The sequence below is a fragment of the Paenibacillus albicereus genome, from assembly GCF_012676905.1.
Classification (GTDB): Bacteria; Bacillota; Bacilli; order Paenibacillales; family Paenibacillaceae; genus Paenibacillus_O; species Paenibacillus_O albicereus.
Genome location: NZ_CP051428.1, coordinates 2,138,544 through 2,157,932 on the forward strand (window position 1 = coordinate 2,138,544; position 19,389 = coordinate 2,157,932).

At 64.8% G+C, this 19,389-nt stretch carries 16 protein-coding genes; 9 read left to right on the top strand and 7 right to left on the bottom strand.

What is annotated here, in order from left to right; translation table 11 throughout:
* Positions 1–45: 45 nt before the first annotated feature.
* Positions 46–6,051, bottom strand: a complete 6,006-nt coding sequence (locus HGI30_RS09265; RefSeq protein ID WP_456238629.1) for a hypothetical protein — start codon at positions 6,049–6,051, stop codon at positions 46–48.
* Between the two features lie 1,268 nt (positions 6,052–7,319).
* On the opposite strand from HGI30_RS09265, the gene HGI30_RS09270 reads away from it, so the two are divergent.
* Both HGI30_RS09270 and HGI30_RS09275 read left to right on the top strand, forming a co-directional pair.
* The gene (locus tag HGI30_RS09270) at positions 7,320–8,444 is read left to right on the top strand and encodes a glycosyltransferase (protein ID WP_235680371.1); all 1,125 of its coding nucleotides are present in this window, start codon (positions 7,320–7,322) and stop codon (positions 8,442–8,444) included.
* 143 nt (positions 8,445–8,587) lie between these two features.
* A complete protein-coding gene (locus HGI30_RS09275; RefSeq protein WP_168907299.1) occupies positions 8,588–9,331 on the top strand; it encodes a C40 family peptidase in 744 nt (247 codons plus the stop codon).
* A 101-nt stretch (positions 9,332–9,432) separates the two neighbouring features.
* On the opposite strand, the gene HGI30_RS09280 is transcribed toward HGI30_RS09275, so the two are convergent.
* The 3 genes from HGI30_RS09280 to HGI30_RS09290 all read right to left on the bottom strand — a co-directional run bounded on the left by HGI30_RS09280 (position 9,433) and on the right by HGI30_RS09290 (position 10,676).
* Complete coding sequence (locus tag HGI30_RS09280) at positions 9,433–9,888, bottom strand: ribonuclease domain-containing protein (protein ID WP_168907300.1); 456 nt, start codon at positions 9,886–9,888, stop codon at positions 9,433–9,435.
* Positions 9,885–10,160: a barstar family protein gene (locus HGI30_RS09285; RefSeq protein ID WP_168907301.1), complete on the bottom strand. Its 276-nt coding sequence runs from the start codon at positions 10,158–10,160 to the stop codon at positions 9,885–9,887. The genes HGI30_RS09280 and HGI30_RS09285 overlap by 4 nt, the downstream gene beginning before the upstream one ends.
* Positions 10,161–10,235: 75 nt before the next feature.
* The gene (locus HGI30_RS09290; protein WP_168907302.1) at positions 10,236–10,676 is read right to left on the bottom strand and encodes a ribonuclease domain-containing protein; all 441 of its coding nucleotides are present in this window, start codon (positions 10,674–10,676) and stop codon (positions 10,236–10,238) included.
* Between the two features lie 210 nt (positions 10,677–10,886).
* Here HGI30_RS09290 and HGI30_RS09295 point away from each other — a divergent pair, with 210 nt between their 5' ends.
* Together HGI30_RS09295 and HGI30_RS09300 are read left to right on the top strand one after the other, a co-directional pair.
* On the top strand, positions 10,887–12,416 hold the full coding sequence (locus HGI30_RS09295) for an ATP-binding protein (RefSeq protein WP_168907303.1): 1,530 nt from the start codon (positions 10,887–10,889) through the stop codon (positions 12,414–12,416).
* The gene (locus HGI30_RS09300) at positions 12,413–13,138 is read left to right on the top strand and encodes a response regulator (RefSeq protein WP_168907304.1); all 726 of its coding nucleotides are present in this window, start codon (positions 12,413–12,415) and stop codon (positions 13,136–13,138) included. Before HGI30_RS09295 ends, HGI30_RS09300 begins: the two co-directional genes overlap by 4 nt.
* A 171-nt stretch (positions 13,139–13,309) precedes the next feature.
* Here the strand turns inward: HGI30_RS09300 and comJ are convergent, their stop codons facing one another.
* Positions 13,310–13,795: a competence protein ComJ gene (gene comJ, locus HGI30_RS09305; RefSeq protein ID WP_328805283.1), complete on the bottom strand. Its 486-nt coding sequence runs from the start codon at positions 13,793–13,795 to the stop codon at positions 13,310–13,312.
* A gap of 192 nt (positions 13,796–13,987) precedes the next feature.
* A complete protein-coding gene (locus tag HGI30_RS09310) occupies positions 13,988–14,419 on the bottom strand; it encodes a NucA/NucB deoxyribonuclease domain-containing protein (protein WP_407945018.1) in 432 nt (143 codons plus the stop codon).
* A gap of 257 nt (positions 14,420–14,676) precedes the next feature.
* On the opposite strand from HGI30_RS09310, the gene HGI30_RS09315 reads away from it, so the two are divergent.
* Positions 14,677–16,155: a sensor histidine kinase gene (locus HGI30_RS09315; protein ID WP_168907306.1), complete on the top strand. Its 1,479-nt coding sequence runs from the start codon at positions 14,677–14,679 to the stop codon at positions 16,153–16,155.
* Here the strand turns inward: HGI30_RS09315 and HGI30_RS09320 are convergent.
* Complete coding sequence (locus HGI30_RS09320) at positions 16,116–16,739, bottom strand: response regulator transcription factor (protein WP_168907307.1); 624 nt, start codon at positions 16,737–16,739, stop codon at positions 16,116–16,118. The two genes, HGI30_RS09315 and HGI30_RS09320, sit on opposite strands and share 40 nt — an antisense overlap.
* Positions 16,740–17,070: 331 nt before the next feature.
* Between HGI30_RS09320 and HGI30_RS09325 the strand changes: the two genes are divergently transcribed.
* Genes HGI30_RS09325 through HGI30_RS09340 form a run of 4 tightly spaced genes read left to right on the top strand, consistent with a single transcriptional unit; the run spans position 17,071 to position 19,380 of the window.
* Positions 17,071–17,364 carry a hypothetical protein gene (locus HGI30_RS09325; RefSeq protein WP_168907308.1) on the top strand — a complete coding sequence of 98 codons (294 nt, stop codon included), beginning with the start codon at positions 17,071–17,073 and terminating at the stop codon, positions 17,362–17,364.
* A 42-nt stretch (positions 17,365–17,406) separates the two neighbouring features.
* Positions 17,407–18,474 carry a phage tail sheath subtilisin-like domain-containing protein gene (locus HGI30_RS09330; RefSeq protein WP_168907309.1) on the top strand — a complete coding sequence of 356 codons (1,068 nt, stop codon included), beginning with the start codon at positions 17,407–17,409 and terminating at the stop codon, positions 18,472–18,474.
* 33 nt (positions 18,475–18,507) lie between these two features.
* Positions 18,508–18,948 (top strand): phage tail tube protein, encoded by a 441-nt coding sequence (locus tag HGI30_RS09335; protein WP_168907310.1) that lies wholly within the window; start codon positions 18,508–18,510, stop codon positions 18,946–18,948.
* A 39-nt stretch (positions 18,949–18,987) separates the two neighbouring features.
* On the top strand, positions 18,988–19,380 hold the full coding sequence (locus HGI30_RS09340; protein WP_168907311.1) for a phage tail assembly chaperone: 393 nt from the start codon (positions 18,988–18,990) through the stop codon (positions 19,378–19,380).
* Positions 19,381–19,389: the final 9 nt, after the last annotated feature.

Sequence of the window (19,389 nt, forward strand, 5' to 3'; positions counted from 1 at the left end):
GGACGAAGCGGGCGCTGCGCCGGCTTCGTCCCTGCTTTTTTGGGGTCAGGTCATCTGATGGATCGCCCAGGTGGAGATGTTGGTGCCGGATCCGCCCAGATTGAGGTTGATCGTAAGGCCGTTGGCGACATAAAAGATGCCGATGACATCTCCCGCAGTCAACTGGTACTCGCCGGTCATCGTAACCGTCGCGGCCCCGAGGATAGCCCTCAGCGTGAGCAGCAGGGCGACGTTGACGTCCAGAATCGGAAAGAGCCCGGTTACGAGATCGGTCGTCGTCGGCGACGTGCGCCGGATGACGAAGGCAGGGTTGACTCCGGAGCCGAGCGAGACGCTGAGCGCCGCCGTCGTCGTATAGCTGATCGTCGCCTCGATGGAGTAGCGCCCGGTCGTGGGAACGGTATACGAGCCGGCGGCCGCATTAAAGCCCGTGCCCGTGTAAAAAGGCGAAGCGGTGCTCCATCCGGTGAGCTGCGTGCTGGTGGAAGTCGAGCTGGGCGTCCGCGTGGCGGAGAAGCCATTCGCCAGAATGTTGGGACCTGTAGCGCCAGTCGAACCGGTCGCTCCAGTTGCGCCCGTGACGCCGGTCGCGCCGGTCGTTCCGGTCACGCCTGTAATTCCCGTGGCCCCTGTAGCCCCGGTAGGTCCGGTGGGACCGGTCACGCCCGTGGGGCCTGTAACTCCGGTTGCGCCCGTGACGCCAGTCGTGCCGGTCGCTCCTGTAAAGCCTGTGGCACCTGTAGCTCCGGTGGGACTGGTCACGCCCGTGGAACCTGTAACTCCGGTCGTGCCCGTGGCCCCCGTAAACCCTGTCGGACCCGTCGTGCCGGTCGTTCCAGTTACGCCGGTGGCCCCTGTCGCTCCAGTCGCGCCGGTCACGCCCGTGGCGCCGGTAGGACCGGTCGCGCCAGTGGTCCCTGTAACTCCGGTTGCGCCTGTGATACCCGTCGTGCCGGTCGTTCCAGTTACGCCGGTGGCCCCTGTAGCGCCGGTCACGCCCGTGGCGCCGGTAGGTCCGGTGGGACCGGTCGCTCCAGTGGTCCCTGTAACTCCGGTTGCGCCTGTGAGGCCTGTGGCGCCGGTCGTTCCTGTAACGCCCGTCGTTCCAGTTGCGCCTGAAACACCTGTTGCGCCGGTCACGCCCGTGGCGCCGGTAGGTCCGGTAGAACCGGTCGCGCCAGTGGTCCCTGTAACGCCGGTTGCGCCTGTGAGGCCCGTAGCGCCGGTCGTTCCTGTAACGCCGGTCGTTCCTGTAACGCCCGTCGTTCCAGTTGCGCCTGAAACACCTGTTACGCCGGTCACGCCCGTGGCGCCGGTAGAACCAGTCTCACCGGTCGTTCCCGTCCCACCTGTAATGCCCGTTGCCCCGGTAGGTCCGGTGGGACCGGTCGCTCCTGTAACGCCCGTCGTTCCGGTTACACCGGTGATCCCTGTAGCGCCTGTAGCTCCGGTTGTGCCTGTAAGGCCCGTCACGCCCGTAAATCCTGTCGCTCCAGTCACGCCCGTGGAACCAGTCTCCCCGGTCGTTCCCGTGACGCCGGTAGCACCTGTAGCTCCGGTAGCGCCAGTGACACCCGTCGTTCCTGAAACGCCGGTGGCCCCTGTAGCACCAGTCACGCCCGTGGCACCGGTAGGACCAGTATCCCCGGTCGTTCCCGTGACGCCCGTAGTACCTGTAGCTCCGGTAGCCCCCGTGATACCCGTCGAGCCGGTCGTACCTGTGAGGCCCGTCGTTCCGGTTACGCCGGTGGCCCCTGTAGCGCCGGTCGTTCCCGTCAGGCCCGTAGCTCCGGTAGCACCAGTATCCCCAGTCGTTCCCGTCAGGCCCGTAGCTCCGGTAGTGCCAGTGACACCCGTCGTTCCTGTCACGCCCGTCGAACCTGTTGGACCCGTCACGCCCGTCGTTCCGGTTAAGCCGGTGACCCCTGTAGCGCCGGTAGCCCCTGTAGCTCCGGTTGTGCCTGTAAGGCCCGTCACGCCCGTAAATCCAGTCGCTCCAGTCACGCCCGTGGAACCAGTTTCGCCGGTCGTTCCCGTGACGCCCGTAGCACCTGTAGTTCCGGTAGCCCCCGTGATACCCGTCGTGCCTGTCGTTCCTGTGAGGCCTGTCGTTCCAGTTACGCCGGTGGCCCCTGTAGCGCCGGTCACGCCCGTGGCGCCGGTAGCACCAGTCTCGCCGGTCGCTCCTGTCAGTCCCGTAGTACCCGTAGCTCCGGTAGCGCCAGTGACACCCGTCGTTCCTGTCACGCCCGTCACGCCCGTCGTTCCGGTTACGCCGGTGACCCCTGTAGCGCCCGTAGCACCTGTAGCTCCGGTAGCACCAGTGACACCAGTCGTTCCTGAAACGCCGGTGGCCCCTGTAACACCAGTCACGCCCGTGGCACCGGTAGGACCAGTATCCCCGGTCGTTCCCGTGACGCCCGTAGCTCCGGTAGCGCCAGTGACACCAGTCGTTCCTGTCACGCCGGTCGCGCCTGTAGCTCCAGTAGCACCAGTTGTGCCTGTAAAGCCCGTCGAGCCGGTCGTTCCTGTAACGCCCGTCACGCCCGTGGAACCGGTAGCACCAGTCTCACCGGTCGTTCCCGTGATGCCCGTAGTTCCTGTAGCTCCGGTAGCCCCCGTGATACCCGTCGTGCCGGTCGTACCTGTTAGGCCCGTCGTTCCAGTTACGCCGCTAGCCCCTGTAGCGCCGGTCACGCCCGTCGTTCCGGTTACACCGGTGACCCCTGTAGCCCCCGTAGCTCCGGTTGTGCCTGTAAGGCCCGTGACGCCCGTAGCACCTGTAGCTCCGGTAGCCCCCGTGATACCCGTCGTGCCGGTCGTACCGGTGAGGCCCGTCGTTCCAGTTGCGCCAGTGGCCCCTGTAGCGCCGGTTACGCCCGTGGCGCCGGTAGCACCAGTTTCCCCGGTCGTTCCTGTCAGTCCCGTAGTACCCGTAGCTCCGGTTACGCCAGTGACACCAGTCGTTCCTGTAACGCCCGTCGTGCCGGTCGCTCCTGTAACGCCCGTCGTGCCGGTAACGCCGGTGACCCCTGTAGCGCCTGTAGCGCCAGTCTCACCGGTCGTTCCTGTCAGTCCCGTAGTCCCCGTAGCTCCGGTAGCGCCAGTGACACCCGTCGTTCCAGTAACGCCCGTCGCGCCCGTTGGACCTGTCACACCCGTCGTTCCAGTAACGCCAGTGACCCCTGTAGCGCCGGTCACGCCTGTGGCGCCAGTAGCGCCAGTATCCCCGGTGGTTCCCGTCACGCCCGTAGTACCCGTAGCTCCGGTAGCGCCAGTGACACCCGTCGTTCCTGTAACGCCCGTCGGGCCTGTGGGACCCGTCACGCCCGTCGTTCCGGTTACACCGGTGACCCCTGTAGCGCCTGTAGCCCCCGTAGCTCCGGTTGTGCCTGTAAGGCCTGTGACGCCCGTAGCACCTGTAACTCCGGTAGCCCCCGTGATACCCGTCGTGCCGGTCGTACCGGTGAGGCCCGTCGTTCCAGTTACGCCAGTGGCCCCTGTAGCGCCGGTTACGCCCGTGGCGCCGGTAGCACCAGTTTCCCCGGTCGTTCCTGTCAGTCCCGTAGTACCCGGAGCTCCGGTAGCGCCAGTGACACCAGTCGTTCCTGTAACGCCCGTCGTGCCGGTCGCTCCTGTAACGCCCGTCGTGCCGGTAACGCCGGTGACCCCTGTATCGCCCGTAGCGCCAGTCTCACCGGTCGTTCCTGTCAGTCCCGTAGTCCCCGCAGCTCCGGTAGCGCCAGTGACACCCGTCGTTCCAGTAACGCCCGTCGCGCCCGTTGGACCTGTCACACCCGTCGTTCCAGTAACGCCAGTGGCCCCTGTAGCGCCGGTCACGCCTGTGGCGCCAGTAGCGCCAGTATCCCCGGTGGTTCCCGTCACGCCCGTAGTACCCGTAGCTCCGATAGCGCCAGTGACACCCGTCGTTCCAGTAACGCCCGTCGCGCCCGTTGGACCTGTCACACCCGTCGTTCCAGTAACGCCAGTGGCCCCTGTAGCGCCGGTCACGCCTGTGGCGCCAGTAGCGCCAGTATCCCCGGTGGTTCCCGTCAGTCCCGTAGTACCCGTAGCTCCGGTAGCGCCAGTGACACCCGTCGTTCCTGTAACGCCCGTCGCGCCCGTTGGACCTGTCACGCCCGTGGCACCGGTAGGACCAGTATCCCCGGTCGTTCCCGTGACGCCCGTAGTACCTGTAACGCCAGTAGCGCCAGTGACACCAGTCGTGCCGGTCGCTCCTGTAACGCCCGTCGTTCCGGTTACGCCGGTGACCCCTGTAGCGCCGGTAGCGCCAGTAGCGCCAGTATCCCCGGTGGTTCCCGTCACACCCGTAGTACCTGTAATGCCAGTAGCGCCAGTGACACCAGTCGTGCCGGTCGTTCCTGTAAAGCCCGTTACGCCAGTAGAACCGGTCGTTCCCGTCACGCCAGTAGTACCTGTAATGCCGGTAGCACCTGTGATACCCGTCGCGCCGGTCGCTCCTGTAACGCCCGTTGATCCGGTTACGCCGGTGGCCCCTATAGCTCCAGTTACGCCTGTGATGCCCGTGGCCCCGGTAAGTCCGGTGGGACCCGTCGCGCCTGTGGCCCCGGTAGCACCAGTCTCCCCGGTTGTTCCCGTGACGCCCGTGGCCCCCGTAGCTCCGGTAGCGCCTGTGCTGCCAGTCGCGCCGGTCGTTCCCGTCCCGCCTGTAATACCTGTGGCTCCGGTAGGTCCGGTGGGCCCGGTCGCTCCAGTGTCACCTGTAACTCCGGTAGCGCCTGTGCTGCCCGTTGTGCCGGTCGTTCCTGTAACGCCCGTCACGCCCGTGGAACCGGTAGCACCAGTCTCCCCGGTCGTTCCTGTAACGCCGGTGGCCCCTGTGGAGCCGGTTGCTCCAGTCTCCCCGGTCGTTCCTGTAACGCCGGTGGCCCCTGTGGAGCCGGTTGCTCCAGTCTCCCCGGTCGTTCCCGTCCCGCCAGTGACTCCCGTAGGTCCAGTTGAGCCCGTATTGCCCGTCGTTCCGCTTACGCCTGTGGTACCTGTGGCTCCCGTCGCCCCTGTAGCCCCAGTAACTCCAGTTAAACCTGTGATGCCAGTGGACCCGGTAGGTCCGGTAGCACCAGTCTCCCCGGTCGTTCCCGTCAAGCCCGTAGTACCTGTAGCGCCGGTTGCGCCAGTGACACCAGTCGCGCCGGTTGTTCCTGTAACACCAGTCGCACCCGTAGATCCTGTCGTCCCCGTCACGCCTGTCGTTCCGGTTACGCCTGTAGCCCCTGTAGATCCTGTCGCGCCTGTATCCCCAGTAGCGCCCGTTGCGCCTGTAATGCCAGTTGCCCCGGTAAGTCCGTTGGGACCGGTCGCTCCAGTAGCCCCGGTAGCCCCCGAAGCACCGGTGGGACCTGTTGCGCCTGTTGCGCCGGTGAATCCAGCAGCTCCGGTCACTCCTGTGAATCCGGTGGCACCAGTCTCGCCGGTAATTCCTGTCACACCAGCGGCACCCGTAGCTCCCGTGACACCCGTGGCGCCCGTGAATCCTGTAGCTCCGGTTACTCCAGTGACGCCGGTAGCACCAGTCTCCCCGGTCGCTCCCGTCACGCCCGTGGCACCAGATGCGCCGGTCGGACCCGTAGAGCCTGTCGGTCCGGTTGCGCCCGTAGCTCCGGTGAACCCTGTTGCTCCGGTCACGCCCGGGGCACCTGCAGCTCCAGTATCGCCTGTCGCGCCGGTCACGCCGGTAGTACCTGTATCTCCGGTAGCACCCGTGACACCAGTTGTGCCGGTCGTTCCTGCAAGGCCCGTTGCGCCTGTAGCGCCTGTGAGACCCGTGACGCCCGTCGTTCCGGTAACGCCGGATGCACCTGTTGCTCCGGTCACGCCCGTGGAACCGGTAGCTCCAGTCTCACCGGTCGTTCCCGGGACGCCTGTAGTACCTGTAGCGCCGGTAGCCCCAGTGGCACCCGTCGAGCCGGTCGTTCCTGTAACGCCCGTACTGCCCGTGTCCCCGGTAGCCCCCGAAGCTCCGGCGGGACCTGTCGCGCCTGTGTCACCCGTAACTCCGGTTGCGCCCATGGCGCCAATCGAGCCGGTCGCACCCGTAAAGCCCGTTGCGCCCGTTGACCCTGTAGCTCCGGTCACACCTGTGACACCAATCTCACCGGTAATTCCTGTCACACCCGAGGCACCCGTAGCCCCGATTGCGCCCGTAATGCCAGTCGGACCCGTAGAGCCCGTTAGACCAGTTACGCCCGTGGCTCCAGTAGCACCTGTGGTACCGGCCATTCCCGTTACTCCCGTGTCCCCCGTAGAGCCCGTCGGTCCAGTTACGCCGGTGGCCCCTGTAGCTCCGGTCGTTCCCGTCGTTCCGGTTAAGCCTGTGGCACCCGTGAATCCTGTCGTCCCGGTTACGCCCGTGGTACCGGTAACTCCAGTCACTCCAGTTTCACCAGCTCCCGTAGCGCCCGTAGCGCCCGTCACGCCCGTAACACCTGTCAATCCCGTAGCGCCCGTAGCGCCTGTAGCGCCCGTCACGCCCGTAGCACCCGTCACGCCCGTATCGCCCGTAGCGCCCGTAGCTCCCGTCACGCCCGTAGCACCCGTCAATCCCGTAGCTCCCGTAGCGCCCGTCACGCCAGTAGCACCCGTCGCGCCCGTAGCGCCCGTAGCGCCCGTAGCACCCGTCAATCCCGTAGCGCCCGTAGCTCCCGTCACGCCCGTCGCGCCCGTCACGCCCGTAACTCCCGTCGCTCCAGTAGCGCCCGTAGCACCCGTCGCGCCCGTCGCACCCGTAGCACCCGTAGCACCCGTCACGCCCGAAGCGCCGGTTGGACCTGTAGCGCCCGTGGCGCCCGTAGCTCCTGTCGCGCCTGTGCTGCCCGGAGGAAATAACGGAACGATCAGCCCGAGCTCGTTGTGAATGAAGGCGCGCACCGCCCCGGGGTCAAAGGGCTTGGGGGAGACGTGGGGCTTCCGCCGACGCTTGGATTTGCCGCATCGGCTCGATCCGTTCGGCAGCGAAGCTTTCCGCCGCTTCGGCTTGGCGCATTTCTTCCGGCCCTCCGCTTCGATCAGCCGCTCCAGCTTTCGCGCCAGCGCTTTTCCCGACCAGCGCGGATGGGCCAGCGCGGCCGCGAACCGAAGCAGCCTGCGCACGGATCTTCTCGTATTCGGATGTTTTTTGTCTCGTCTTGAAGAAGCCATGCCCAGCCGCTCCTTTCCGCTGCCGAGCCAAAAGCTCAGTGGATGGGAATCGTTGTTGCCGGTATATGCAAAAAAGCGCGCAGAGGTGACAGGGCCAGGCATGGAGAGCGGCGATGGCGAATACGGTGGAGACAGGAGGGATGAGCTTGGTTACGATCAGCCTGTGCATGATTGTCAAGAACGAGGAGGCCGTCCTCGGACGGGCGCTGTCTTCGGTCCGGGAAGTCGTCGATGAGATCGTCGTTGCGGATACGGGCTCCTCCGACCGCACGAGAGAGATCGCGTCTTCGTTCGGAGCGAAAGTGGAGCCGTTCGAGTGGATCGACGATTTTGCCGCCGCGCGGAATTTTTCCTTTTCGCTCGCGACGATGGACTATATTCTGTGGCTGGACGCCGACGACTACGTCGAGCCGCAGGATGCGGAGCGGCTGCTGGAGCTGAAGCGGACGCTGAACCCTGATGTATGCCGAGTGACGATGCCCTATGTGCTGAGCCGAGGAGTGGACGGCGAGCCGCTGTCGAGCCTGCGTCGCAACCGGCTCGTGCGCAGGGACTGCGGCTTCCGCTGGATCGGGGCGGTGCATGAGTATCTCGAAGCATTCGGACCGCATCTCGACTCCGAGGCGGCCGTGCAGCATGACAAGGACAAGGCCTATACCGACCGCAACCTGCGGATTTACCGGCAGCGGCGGGAGCGGGGGGAGGCGTTCTCCGTGCGGGACCTGTATTACTTCGCGAACGAGCTCAAGGACCACGGCTTCCACGACGAGGCGGCCCTCCATTACGAAACGATGCTGCGGACCGGAGAAGGCTGGGTCGAGGACAATCTGCAGGCATGCGCGAAGCTGGCGGCATGCTACGAGGCGCTCGGACAGCCGGAGCTGCGTCTCCAGGCCGCCCTGCGCGCGCTCGCTTACGACAAGCCGCGTCCCGAAGGCTGCTGCTCGATCGGCAACGCCTTGTTGGACAGCGGCAGCTACGCCACCGCGGCTTATTGGTACGAACAGGCGCTGAAGGCGGAGTGGCCGGCGACGATGGGCTTGTCCGACCGGTCGGCCGGGACCTGGTACCCGCATCTGCAGCTATGCCTGTGCTACGACCGCCTCGGACTGTTCGCCAAGGCCCACGAGCACAACGAAGCCGCGTTGCGCCTGTATCCGGAGCACCCGAGCATGCTGCACAATCGGGCCTATTTTCAACAGGCGCATGGCTTGACGAGCGAGGATGGCGCAGGAGCGGAAGGAGAGGAAAGAGAGGAAACATAAGGTTAGAGGTTTCTCATTTATTTCTAACAAAGGGCGGCCGAGCCAAGCTGTCCTTGGTTTTCGTCTCTTCGTGGAAAAAATTAGGCCGATTCAATTCTGGTATGCTCTGGGTACAACTTTCACCCAAGGAGGAAGCATCCAGAATGAACAACAGTTGGGTAAGCCGAAACAAAATCAAGGTCGTGCTGAGCGCGGCAATCGCATTTGGAGCCGTCGGGGGAGCTTGGATTCCCGCTTCGCAAACCGCATCGGCAGCGGTGTCGTATTCTACGCAGATTACATACGGCGTCAACATGAGGGCGCAAGCCAGCGCGGACTCGGACAAGATCCGCATGCTGAAAAAGGGCGAGAAGGTGCACGTCGTCGGCCAGGCGAACGCCTACTGGCTGCATGTGCTGACCCCGAGAGGCGAGAGCGGCTACATCTCCTCCTCCGACCGCTATTCGACCTACTCCGCTCCAGGCGGAGCTACGGGCGGAACGGCGTCGCCGGGCGTCTCCTCCAAGCGCGACCAGGTCGTCTCGATCGCTCAGAGCTATAAGGGACGAGTCAGCTATAGCTACGGCACCCGCAACGAAGCCCGCCTCCTTTTCGACTGCTCGTCGTTCACGCAGTTCGTCTACGGCAAGGCCGGCGTCAGCCTGAAGTGGGGCACGAGCGTGCAGAAAAGCCAAGGCAAGGCCGTCAGCCGCGCCAACCTGCAGAAGGGCGATCTGATCTTCTTCGATACGATCGGCTCCAACAACGGCGCGATCAACCATGTCGGCATCTACATGGGGAACGGGCAGTTCATCCACAACACGCCTTCGGCGAAAGGGGTCGCGATCAACAGCCTGACGAGCGGCTGGTGGAAAGACCGCTACGTCTCCTCGCGCAGCGTGATCTAGGATCCGAACGAATCGGCGCATGCAAAAAGCAGCTCCTCGAACAGCCGGACGGCGGCAGTTCGGGGGAGCTGCTTTTTTTTCGCTGCTTGGTTGTTCCGAGGCTACGAGTCCGTCCATTTCCGGAACGACTTGTAGTGATCCTCCGTCACATAATAGAGCCCGTCGCTCGAGTAGACGACCCGCTTCGCATTGCGGCAGCCCGACGCATAGTCGGCATCCGCTTCCCTCCATACCCGGCCGGACTTGGCCGGCAGCAGGCCTTCGCGGTTCTGGAAGCGATCGCCGCCGATGCTCGCTCCGGGCAGCACGTCGGCGAGATTGCAGGACTTCGCGTCCCACCCTCGCTTGCGGGCTTCCGCCTTGGTCAGGAAATGCTCCGGCAGCTCGCCGTGCTCCTGCAGATGGCCGATGATGGCCGCGAAGCTGTTGGCCGAGCCGCCGGTGTCCGACCCGGCGCGGGAGCCGGAGCCGTCCTCTGTCTGGAGGGCGCAGCCCGCGGCGAACAGGAGCGTCAGCAGCAGCAGCAGGCAGGCGGAGCGGAACCAGCCGCGCCTCATTCTACGACCACCGTGAAGCCGTCCAGCTCCGTCTCGGCATCGCGCAGCAGCTGCAGGAGCGACTGCGCGCCATCCGGTCCAAGGCGGGCCTGGCTCTCCTCGAAGCCTCGCCACCGCAAGCGGAGCGGAGGCGCCGCATAGTCGCCGAGGCAGTCCCACAGGGCATCCAGGTTTCGTCCATAATAGTCGGGAAAGCCGAGCTGCTCGGCGAACCAATCGTGAATGTCGTCCCAATCGTGCAGCTTGCTTCCGTCCAGCAGCAGCTCTCTCATCCACATAGACCCCCTTGCAATCGCAAGGGACTTGCCGCTTCCGGCAAGCCCCTCTCTTTGTTTCAGTCTACCACTTCAGCTCCACTTTTTGAAGGTGACGTAATGGTCGCTTGTCGTGTAGTACAGGCCGTCGCTCGAATAGAGGACGCGGGAAGCGTTCCGGCATCCGGAGGTGTAATACGCGTCGGCTTCCTTCCACGTGCGGCCGCTCGCGGCGGGCAGCTTGCCCTCGCGGTTCTGGAACGTGTCGCCGCCGATGCTGTAGCCGGGAGCGACGGTCGCCAGATTGCACTGGCTCGATACCCAGCCGCGGCTCGTCGCCTGGCTTTTCGTCAGGAAGTTCGGGGGCAGCTTGCCGTTCGCCTTCAAATAAGAGATGATGCCGGCGAAGTCTGTCGGTCCGGATGCCGCGGCCGCGGCGGACGGGACGGATGTCAGCCCGAGGGGCTGTACGCTGCCGAGGACGAGCGCGAGGACGAGGGAGATGCTGGCGATGAGACGGACGACGCTTTTCATGACATTAGGCCTCCTGCCATCATTTGGATTGGATTTCGCTTCGATTATAGCAGCATGGCGGCTGGGACGGGCTATACCTTTTGTAAAGGACGAGGCGGGCGTTTTGTCGGAAGGGGCGGCGATTTTTATCTTTTTTTTATGGACGGCGGCCAAGCCGGGGGGAATCCTATGCGGTATAATGGGACGAATGGTTGAAAAGGAGGATGAAGCATGGCAGACGCAGCCGCGAAGCCGCGCTGGCTTCCCTACGCGGCGGTCGTCGCCGGCACCGCCGCGCTGACGGCCGTGCTGCGCTTGCCCGAGCTGCGGATGGATCCGGTCAACGCGGCGCTGATGTATTTGTTTCCCGTGCTGATCGCCGCGGTCTATGGAGGACGGGGGCCGGCCGTTGCGGCTGCGGGAGCCGGCATCCTGGCGTTCGACTTCTTCTTCGTGCCGCCGGTGCTGAGCTTTACGGTGGCGGATCTGCGCTACCTGATCTCGTTCGCCGTCTACGTCGCCGTGGCTTTGCTCACGTCCGAGCTGGCCGGCCGGCTTCAGCGGCAGGTGCGGCAAGCTGTCATGCAGCAGAAGCAGACGGCGATCCTGTACGACATCAGCCGGAGCATGAGCGACGTATCGGATCTCGAGTCGCTCGTCCGGTCGTTCCGCGCCGGCATCGGCAGCCTCACCGGCGAGGAGGCGGTGTTTTATTTGCCGGAATCAGACGGTCGTCTCGCCCGCTTCGGCGCGGAGCCGGCCGCCCCGGACGAGCAGGAGGCGGAGCTGCGGCGCATCGTCGACATCGCCGCCCGGCAGACGGCCGGAGAGGGCGCCAGCATCCGCATCCTCGACGGGAGGACGCTGCTGCTGCCGCTCACGGCGCAGGAGGAGCGCCTCGGCGTGCTCGTGCTGCGCGGCGATCCGCGGGAGCCTGGAGCATGGCCGGCGGACCGCGCCCGCTGCGAGGCGGTGGCCGGACTTGCGGCCGGCGCTCTGGCGCGCATCCGCAGGGGCGAAGAAGCGCGTCTGGCGCAAGTGACGGCCGAATCGGAGCGGCTGCGCGCCGCTCTGCTCGATTCGGTGTCGCATGAGCTGAGGACGCCGCTTGCGGAGATGATCGGCTCGAGCAGCGCTTTGCTGGAATCCGGACCGCTGTTCGGGGAGGCCGAGCGCCGCGAGCTGCTCGTCTCGATCCGCGGAGGGGCTTTGCGCATGGATCGGCTCGTCGCCAACCTGCTCGGCATGGTGCGGCTGGAGAGCGGGATGCTGCGGCTGCGTCAGGATTGGGTCGGCACGGACGAGCTGGTCGGCGCCGCGCTCCGCCAGCTCAAGGAGGCTCGGGGAAGCCGCTTGATCGAGCTGTGCCTCGGCGACCCGGCCCCCTTGCTGCGGGGAGATCCGGTGCTGCTGGAGCAGATGCTCGTCAATCTGATCGGCAACGCGATCAAGTATTCGCCGGACGGCAGCCGCGTGCAGATCGCCGCCGGAGAGAAGGACGGGGCGGTATGGATGTCCGTCCGCGACGAAGGCATCGGCATTCCTGCCGAGGACAGGGACCGCATTTTTCAGAAATTCTACCGCAGCTCCAATGCCGCCTCGGTGACCGGAACAGGGCTCGGCCTGTCGATCGCCAAGGCGGTCGCCGAGCTGCATGGCGGCTCGATCGCCGCCGGCGCGGCGGATGGCGGCGCGGGAGCCGTCATGACCGTCGAGCTGCCGCTCGGCATGGCGGACCGGGATAGGGGAGGAAGCGAATGACGAACCAATCAGGCGGAGCCCGCATCCTGCTGATCGAGGACGAGCCGCAGCTCCGCAAGCTGCTGCGGATGACGCTGCAAGCGCATGGCTACGACGTGCTGGAGAGCGCGGCGGGCGAGGACGGGCTGGCCCAGGCGGCGGCGCGGCATCCCGATCTCGTGCTGCTTGACCTTGGACTGCCGGACGTGGCGGGGCTGGACGTGCTGCAGCGGCTGCGGGAATGGTCGCATGTGCCGGTCGTCGTCTTGACGGCCAAGGACGGCGAGGAGGACAAGATCGAAGCGCTCGACGGCGGGGCGGACGACTACGTGACCAAGCCGTTCGGCATGGGCGAGCTGGTGGCGCGCATCCGCGTCGCGCTGCGGCATGCGGCGGGAGGCGCGGCTGCGGAGCCGGTGCTGCGGTTCGGGCGGCTGACGATCGATCTGGCGCAGCGGATGGTGGAGCTGTCGGGAGAGCGGGTCAAGCTGACTCCGACCGAATACGACCTGCTCAAGACGCTGGCCCGCCACGCGGGCAAGGTGATGACGCAGAAGCAGCTGCTCCGTCAAGTATGGGGGCCGGGCCATGTCGAGTCGGAAGGCCATTACTTGCGCGTCTATGTCGGGCATCTGCGCAAGAAGCTCGAGGACAATGCGGCCGACCCGCTCTACATCGCGACGGAGCCGGGCATCGGCTACCGCTTCTTGGCGGGCGAGCGGGAAGGCGAGTCTCCAGAATGAACGAAGGCGCATCGCGAAGCAGCATCCGGCTGCGGGCGATGCGCCTTTTCGGCTTCGCCGCACGAGTTTTCGGAAACTTTGACCATCTTCATCCTGAGTGGGACATCCAACGAGCTCGCAAAAAAAACGGGCCGGCCGCGCGGAAGAACGCGGTCCGACCCGATTCGAAACCTATATCGCCGCTGTAGCGGTCAGGACCAGCTCGGCGGGCGGATCAAGCTCCTCGTCCTGGCGCACGATGCGGGCGGCCGGCGACTCCGAAGGCGCGAAGGCCAGGCGGTAACGGCCGGGTCCTTCGCTATCCTCGCCCGGCATGAACGCTTCGAACTGCAGCGCGTACGATCCTGCGGGCAGTTCGGCCGTCAGCGTGGCGGACAGGATGCTGCCGACAGCGACGCCGCTGCCGTCCGCATGGAACGGCACGACGATGACGCGGACCGCGTCCGCCGCCGGCTCGGGCAGCCTTTCGCCGAGCTCCAGCTCCACGAGGCTGCGGACGTCGCCGAGCGCGCCGAACGAGACGCTTCCTTCTCGCCAGGCGAAGCCTTGCCCGACGTGATCGTCCGTCCAATCGGAGTAAGGCTGGCTCAGGCTGCGGTTGGACACGGCGAGCTGAGAGTACGATACGAGCAGTTCGGCAGAGCCTAATCGGGCTATGCGGCATCCCTCCTATGCGACCGGCTGAATGCCGGAAGCGGATAGCTCCAGTATAGCTGATCCTCCGGACGTGGAGAAGGCTCGTCAGCCGAGCACCGGAGAAACAGAGGCTCGTCCCAGCGAAGCGCCAAGATTCGAAACCGAAACGGTTCCGCCGCCGCTTATCCGTGCCGGGACAAAGGCGCCGAAGCGTCAGCTGGCGTACGACATGACGAACTTGATCCGCTTGCCGTTCGCGTACGGAGAAAGCTGGTTGCCGACCCAAGCCCCGGCTCCGCGGTTGTCGGAGGACGGCACGTAGCGCACGTCCGCGCCGGCGCCGCCTTCGGCGCACATCGCCATCGGCCACTCGTCGCGGTCATAGCCGCTCTTGGTCGGGATGCCCTTGAGCGACTCCTTGCGGTTCGCGTCCGCGCCGGCGCGGTCGATCGTGCAGATCGCCGAGTGCCCGGCCGCGATCGCGTCGCGGATATGGTCGCCGGTCAGCGGGTAGCGGTTGTACGGAAAATAGATGACGGCGTCATACCCGGCAGCGGCCTCGGTCCGGACGGAAGCCCCCGGAAACAGCACGGCCAGGAAGGCGAGCATCGCGACAAGCCCCCAGCCGATCTTGCGTTTCCACATCAAAAATCCCTCCTCGTCGAATTCGAATCGTCGCAGGCGGCTGGGGACTGAACATCGGCTTGACTGCGCATGAACGTTCGTCCAAGAGTATAGAGGGCGATAGACGGAATGTATATTTAACATTGTGTAAAAAAAGCAAGTGCGGAAGGAAGCTCCGCACGCGGCTATGACTTTCGGCCCATCCCTCGGAACGTGCGCTGCCGTATAATCGGAGCACAAGGAAATAGGACTTTTTTTCCAGCACAGGGGGATGAAGCTTGACGATCCTGTATCTGTTCATGTTTTTATCGTTGTGGACGCTCGGATTGACCTTTCTTGCCTTCAACTTCCGCCGCAATTTCTGGATCGCGCTGACGATGCTGTGCGGCGGGATGTCCAGCTGCGCCTTCTCCATCCATTTGACGATCCTGCCGCGCATCCAGCCGCTCGGCTGGCTGACGCCGGAGGCGGAGGCGTTCCTCTACCAGACAAGCGTTTTCATGATGACGGTCTATCTATACCTCTTCCCGGCGATCACCTCGCTCGGCGCGCTCTGGATGGGCGGCGTCGAGTCCCGTCGCTTGCGGCTGCTGATCGCGTCCGCGCTGCTGCTGCCCGCCGTCCTGAACCTGCTGCGCCATCTCGAGCAGGACCCGTGGAACGTCTTTGTCTTCGAGGAGCAGCGGCTGCTTGTCGGCTTCCACCTGGCCGTGGCCGTATTCTTCTTCTTTTTCGCCTATTGGCGGGACGGGAGCATGTACAGCCTGAACAACAAGAAGCGTGTCGCCTGGCTGTTCTCCATCGCGGTCGTCTGGGCCTACGTAACCGATTTCCTCGGCATGAAGCGGCTGGAGCTCCGCATGTGGGAGTTCCGGCTGGAGAGCAACAACCTGTGGCAGCTGAACGTCATCATGATCTTCAGCCTCGTCGGGGCGATACTGTACCAGCTCATCCGCAACGGCTTCCTCGGCATCAAGCTGCGCATCGAGCGCGATCGCCGCAGCTACTCCATGCGTACGATCACGATGGGGGTCTCGATCCTCAACCACTCCATTAAGAACGAGATCCAGAAGATCGACTACTTGATCGAGAAGGCCTCCGGCATGCTGAAGGAAGGGGACAAGGAGAGTTCGCTCCACTCGCTTCGGCAGATCGGCGGCGTCACGTCGCATCTGCTCTCGATGGTGGAGAGCATCCGGGAAAAGTCCGACGACATCGTCCTGCGCGAATCCGCCGTCGAAGTGAGGGAGATTCTCGAAAATGCTCTCGGTCCGATGCGGTCGCAGCTGGCGGCGCGCGGAACGCGGCTCGAGGCGAGCATCGAGGACGGAAAGCTGACGGGCGACCGCATGCATCTGCAGGAGACGGTGTCGAATCTGCTGCATAACGCTGCCGAAGCCGTCGCGGGCAAGGAGGGAATCATATCCGTGCGCGCGTTCTCGACGCGCAAGCGGTTCATCATCGAAGTGAGGGACAACGGAGCGGGCATCGACCCCGAACATGCGGCGCGCATCCTGGAACCGTTCTATTCGACCAAGAAAAACGCCTCCAACCACGGCCTGGGCCTGTCCTACTGCGCTCAGGTCGTCCAGAAGCACGGAGGGTCGATCGTATTCCCGCCCGTCGAGCCTGGCAGCGGCGCGATCGTCCAGCTGCAGCTGGCGGCGTCCCGATTCAAGGCGCATCCGCCGCCAAGTCCAGCCGTGGAGCCGCTCCGTCAGCCTTCGTCGTCGTCCGCCTCGCGCGAAGGCGGATGAAGCCGGAAAGGCAGCAGCTTGCTGCGGATGCTCTTGATCTGGGACTTGATCGTATGGGCGGACTTGTGCATCCGCTCGGAGATCTGCTGTCGGCTCAGCCCTTCCCGGCGCAGCTCGAACACCTCGCGTTCGGTCGCCGTCAGCTCCATCAGCTGCAGCTCGGTACGCATCGCGCCTGCCGCGTCGGCATGGATCTGGGCAGCGTTCCGGTGCGCCTCGCGGATCGCCCGGACGATATCCTTATAGCTCTGCTTGGTGATGTAGTTCACGGCGCCGAGCTGGAGCGATCGGAGGATGAGCCCGCTTTCCTTGAGCGACGTCAGCATGATGACCTTGACGTCGCGCTTGCCGACGATCGGCCACAGCTCCTGCACCGCCTCCAGTCCGTCCAGCTTGTTGCCCGACAGATTGATATCCATGAGCACGACATCCAAAGCCCTGTCAAGCGTTGCCGCTTGCAGGGCTTCTTCCTTGCTTCCGCACACGGCGGCGACCTCGATATCCGTTTCGGTGGCCAGATCGGCGCTGATGTTCTCCTGCCAGAACGGGTCGTCCTCCACCAGCATGACGCGTATGCGGCGCATGCGAACCGCCTCCTTGCGAGCATTTTCCATGCAGTATATCAAGTCCGTCCTACACTGAACAGGAGGAAATTCCATCATCCCTCGGCGCACATCCGTTCCGAGGCGGGGTGAAAAAAGTTCATCCTCCCCACCCGTGGCCCGGCGGTCCTATAATCCGAGCTGTGCCCGAAAGGAGGAGAGAGCGATCACGATCACAGCGGATATCGAGGCCATCTGCGCTTGGATCAGAGGAATCGAGCCGGACGCGGCGATCTGCCGGCACGAGCCTCCGCCCGAGCCGCAGGCCGGCGACTGGTCGGTGGCGTTGCTGGCGGAGGAGAGGCGCCTCGACATGGCGCATGCCTTCGCGGCGGAACGCAGCTATGCCGTCTCCTGCTGGCGCACGAGCGCCGGGGAGGCGGTGTTGGCGGTCGAGGCGCTGCTCGCCTCGCCGAAGCCGGCGGGCGGCGACGAAGCGACCGTCGTGCGCGGCCTGGCCTTGGCCAAGCTCGGGCCGGCGGAGAAGCTCGACAGCGGCCTGCATCGCTGCGGCTGCCAGCTGCAGGGCACCGTGCGCGAGCGGCTGGAGCTGCCTGCCGCTCCGAAAATGAGGAAGCTTCATCTGAAGGACAGCCGGCAAGGCTGAGCAGCACCGATCAAGCCAATTTAAGGAGAGGTGGAGACGAACATGGGCGGTACATGGGATACGGCGAGCCTGCCGGCGCGTCCGGGACTGTATATCAATTTCGTGAATGCGGCTGCGGCCGTCATCAAAGGAGGAGCCCGCGGCACGGTCGCGCTGCCGCTGCTGAAATACGGCATGGCCGCGAAGGAGAAGTTCTACACGATCGAAAAGCCGGCCGAGGCGGTCGAGCTGTTCGGCGAGGCGGATGCGGCGCCGGTGCTGCTCGTCCTGCAGGGAGGAGCCCGCGAAGTCCTCGTCTACACGATGACGCCTCCGACGGGAGAGGGCGACGCGCTCAAGGCTTCCCGGGCCAAAAGCTTCCTCTCGATGCGCGACCAGCTGGAGGCGAGGCCGTTCAACGTCTTCGTCTACCCGTCGGAGGTGGAGGCGTCGGAGGTCGATCTGACGCTGGCATGGATCCGCAGCAGCCGCAAGGACGGCAAGCACTTCCTCGCCGTATTCGGAGGCACGAGGGACGAGGACAAAGACCCGGCGCTCGGCAATGCCCGCAGCGTCAAGCTGAAGGACGACTATGCGGTCAATCTCATCACCGGCGCGGAAGCGGGCGGCAAGTCCTACTCCTCCGGCGAATACGCGCCGTATGTCGCCGGCCTGATCGCCGGCACCGGCATCAACAAGTCGATCACGTACGCCCAGGTGTCCGCGACCGACGCGCTGCGGCGGCTGAAGAACAGCGAGATCGGGGCGGCGCTCGAAAAAGGCTCGCTCGCGCTCGTCCATGACGGGGAGAAGGTCAAGATCGAGCAGGGGCTCGTCACGAGCGGAGCCAAGATCCGCACGATCCGGTCGCGCCAGGCGGTCGCGACAGACATTCCGAAGACGGCGGCGGACAGCTACATCGGCAAGCTCGACAACAACGCCGACGGCCAGGCGGCGCTCATTTCCGCCGTGAAGGCGTACCTCGAGCGGCTGGAGCTGGCCAGCGTGCTGACGAACATCGAGGCCGGACTCGATCCGGAGCGCAAGTCCGAGGGCGACAACGTCTACCTGCGCATCTCCTACACGGAGATCGACAGCATGGAGCGCATTTTCCTGACCATCGAGGTCTGAGGCAACCGAACCCAAGAGGAGGCATGATATCGAATGCTGGATCCGACACGCATCATCAACGGCGCCTACGGCTACGTGTACCACGACGGCAAGTGGCTGACGAACATCAAGTCCGCGGAAGCGAACGTGGAGATATCCAAGGAAGAAGTGAAGCGCGCCGGAACGCGCTGGACCGCGCACAAGGTGACCGGCCTTAGCGGCACCGGCACGATCAGCGGCTACAAGGTGACCTCCGAGTTCGCAGAGCGCATCGGCACGATCGCGGACGACAAGAAGGGCAGCTTCATCACCGAGCTGATCCTCAAGCTGGAGGACCCCGAGTCGTACGGCGCTTACCGCGTCCGCCTGAAGGGCGTGACGTTCGACAAGATTCCGCTGCTGAATTACGAGGTCGGCTCGCTCGTCGAGGAGGAGCTGCCGTTCAGCTTCACCGGCTATGAGCTCCTCGACAAGCTGACGCCGGATGAGGACTAAAAACCGCTGGAAACCGGCGACAACGGAGGGAGAGCACGAATGAGCGACAACCGCCAGACGGCCGTCCTGCATGCGCTGCTAAGCGCGGATACGAGGCCGCAGAAGGACATTCCGATGAAGAGGCTGGACGTGGACTTCACGATCCAGGCGCTCGACGGCAAGACGATCAGCCGTATCCAGGAGCAGTGCACGCACTTCGCGGGCAAAGGCGGCAAAAGGGAGAAGATCCTCGACGAGGAGCAGTTCGGCGCTCTCGTCATCCAGAAGTCATGCGTCGTGCCGGACTGGACCGCGCGCGAGCTGACGGACAAATACGGCACGCCGGCGGACGCGATCATGTCGCTGCTGCTGGCGGGCGAGATCGCGCGGCTCTCCTCCGAAATTCTGGAGATCAGCGGCTTCGGCAGCGATGAGGAAGAAGTAAAAAACTGATCCGGGCGG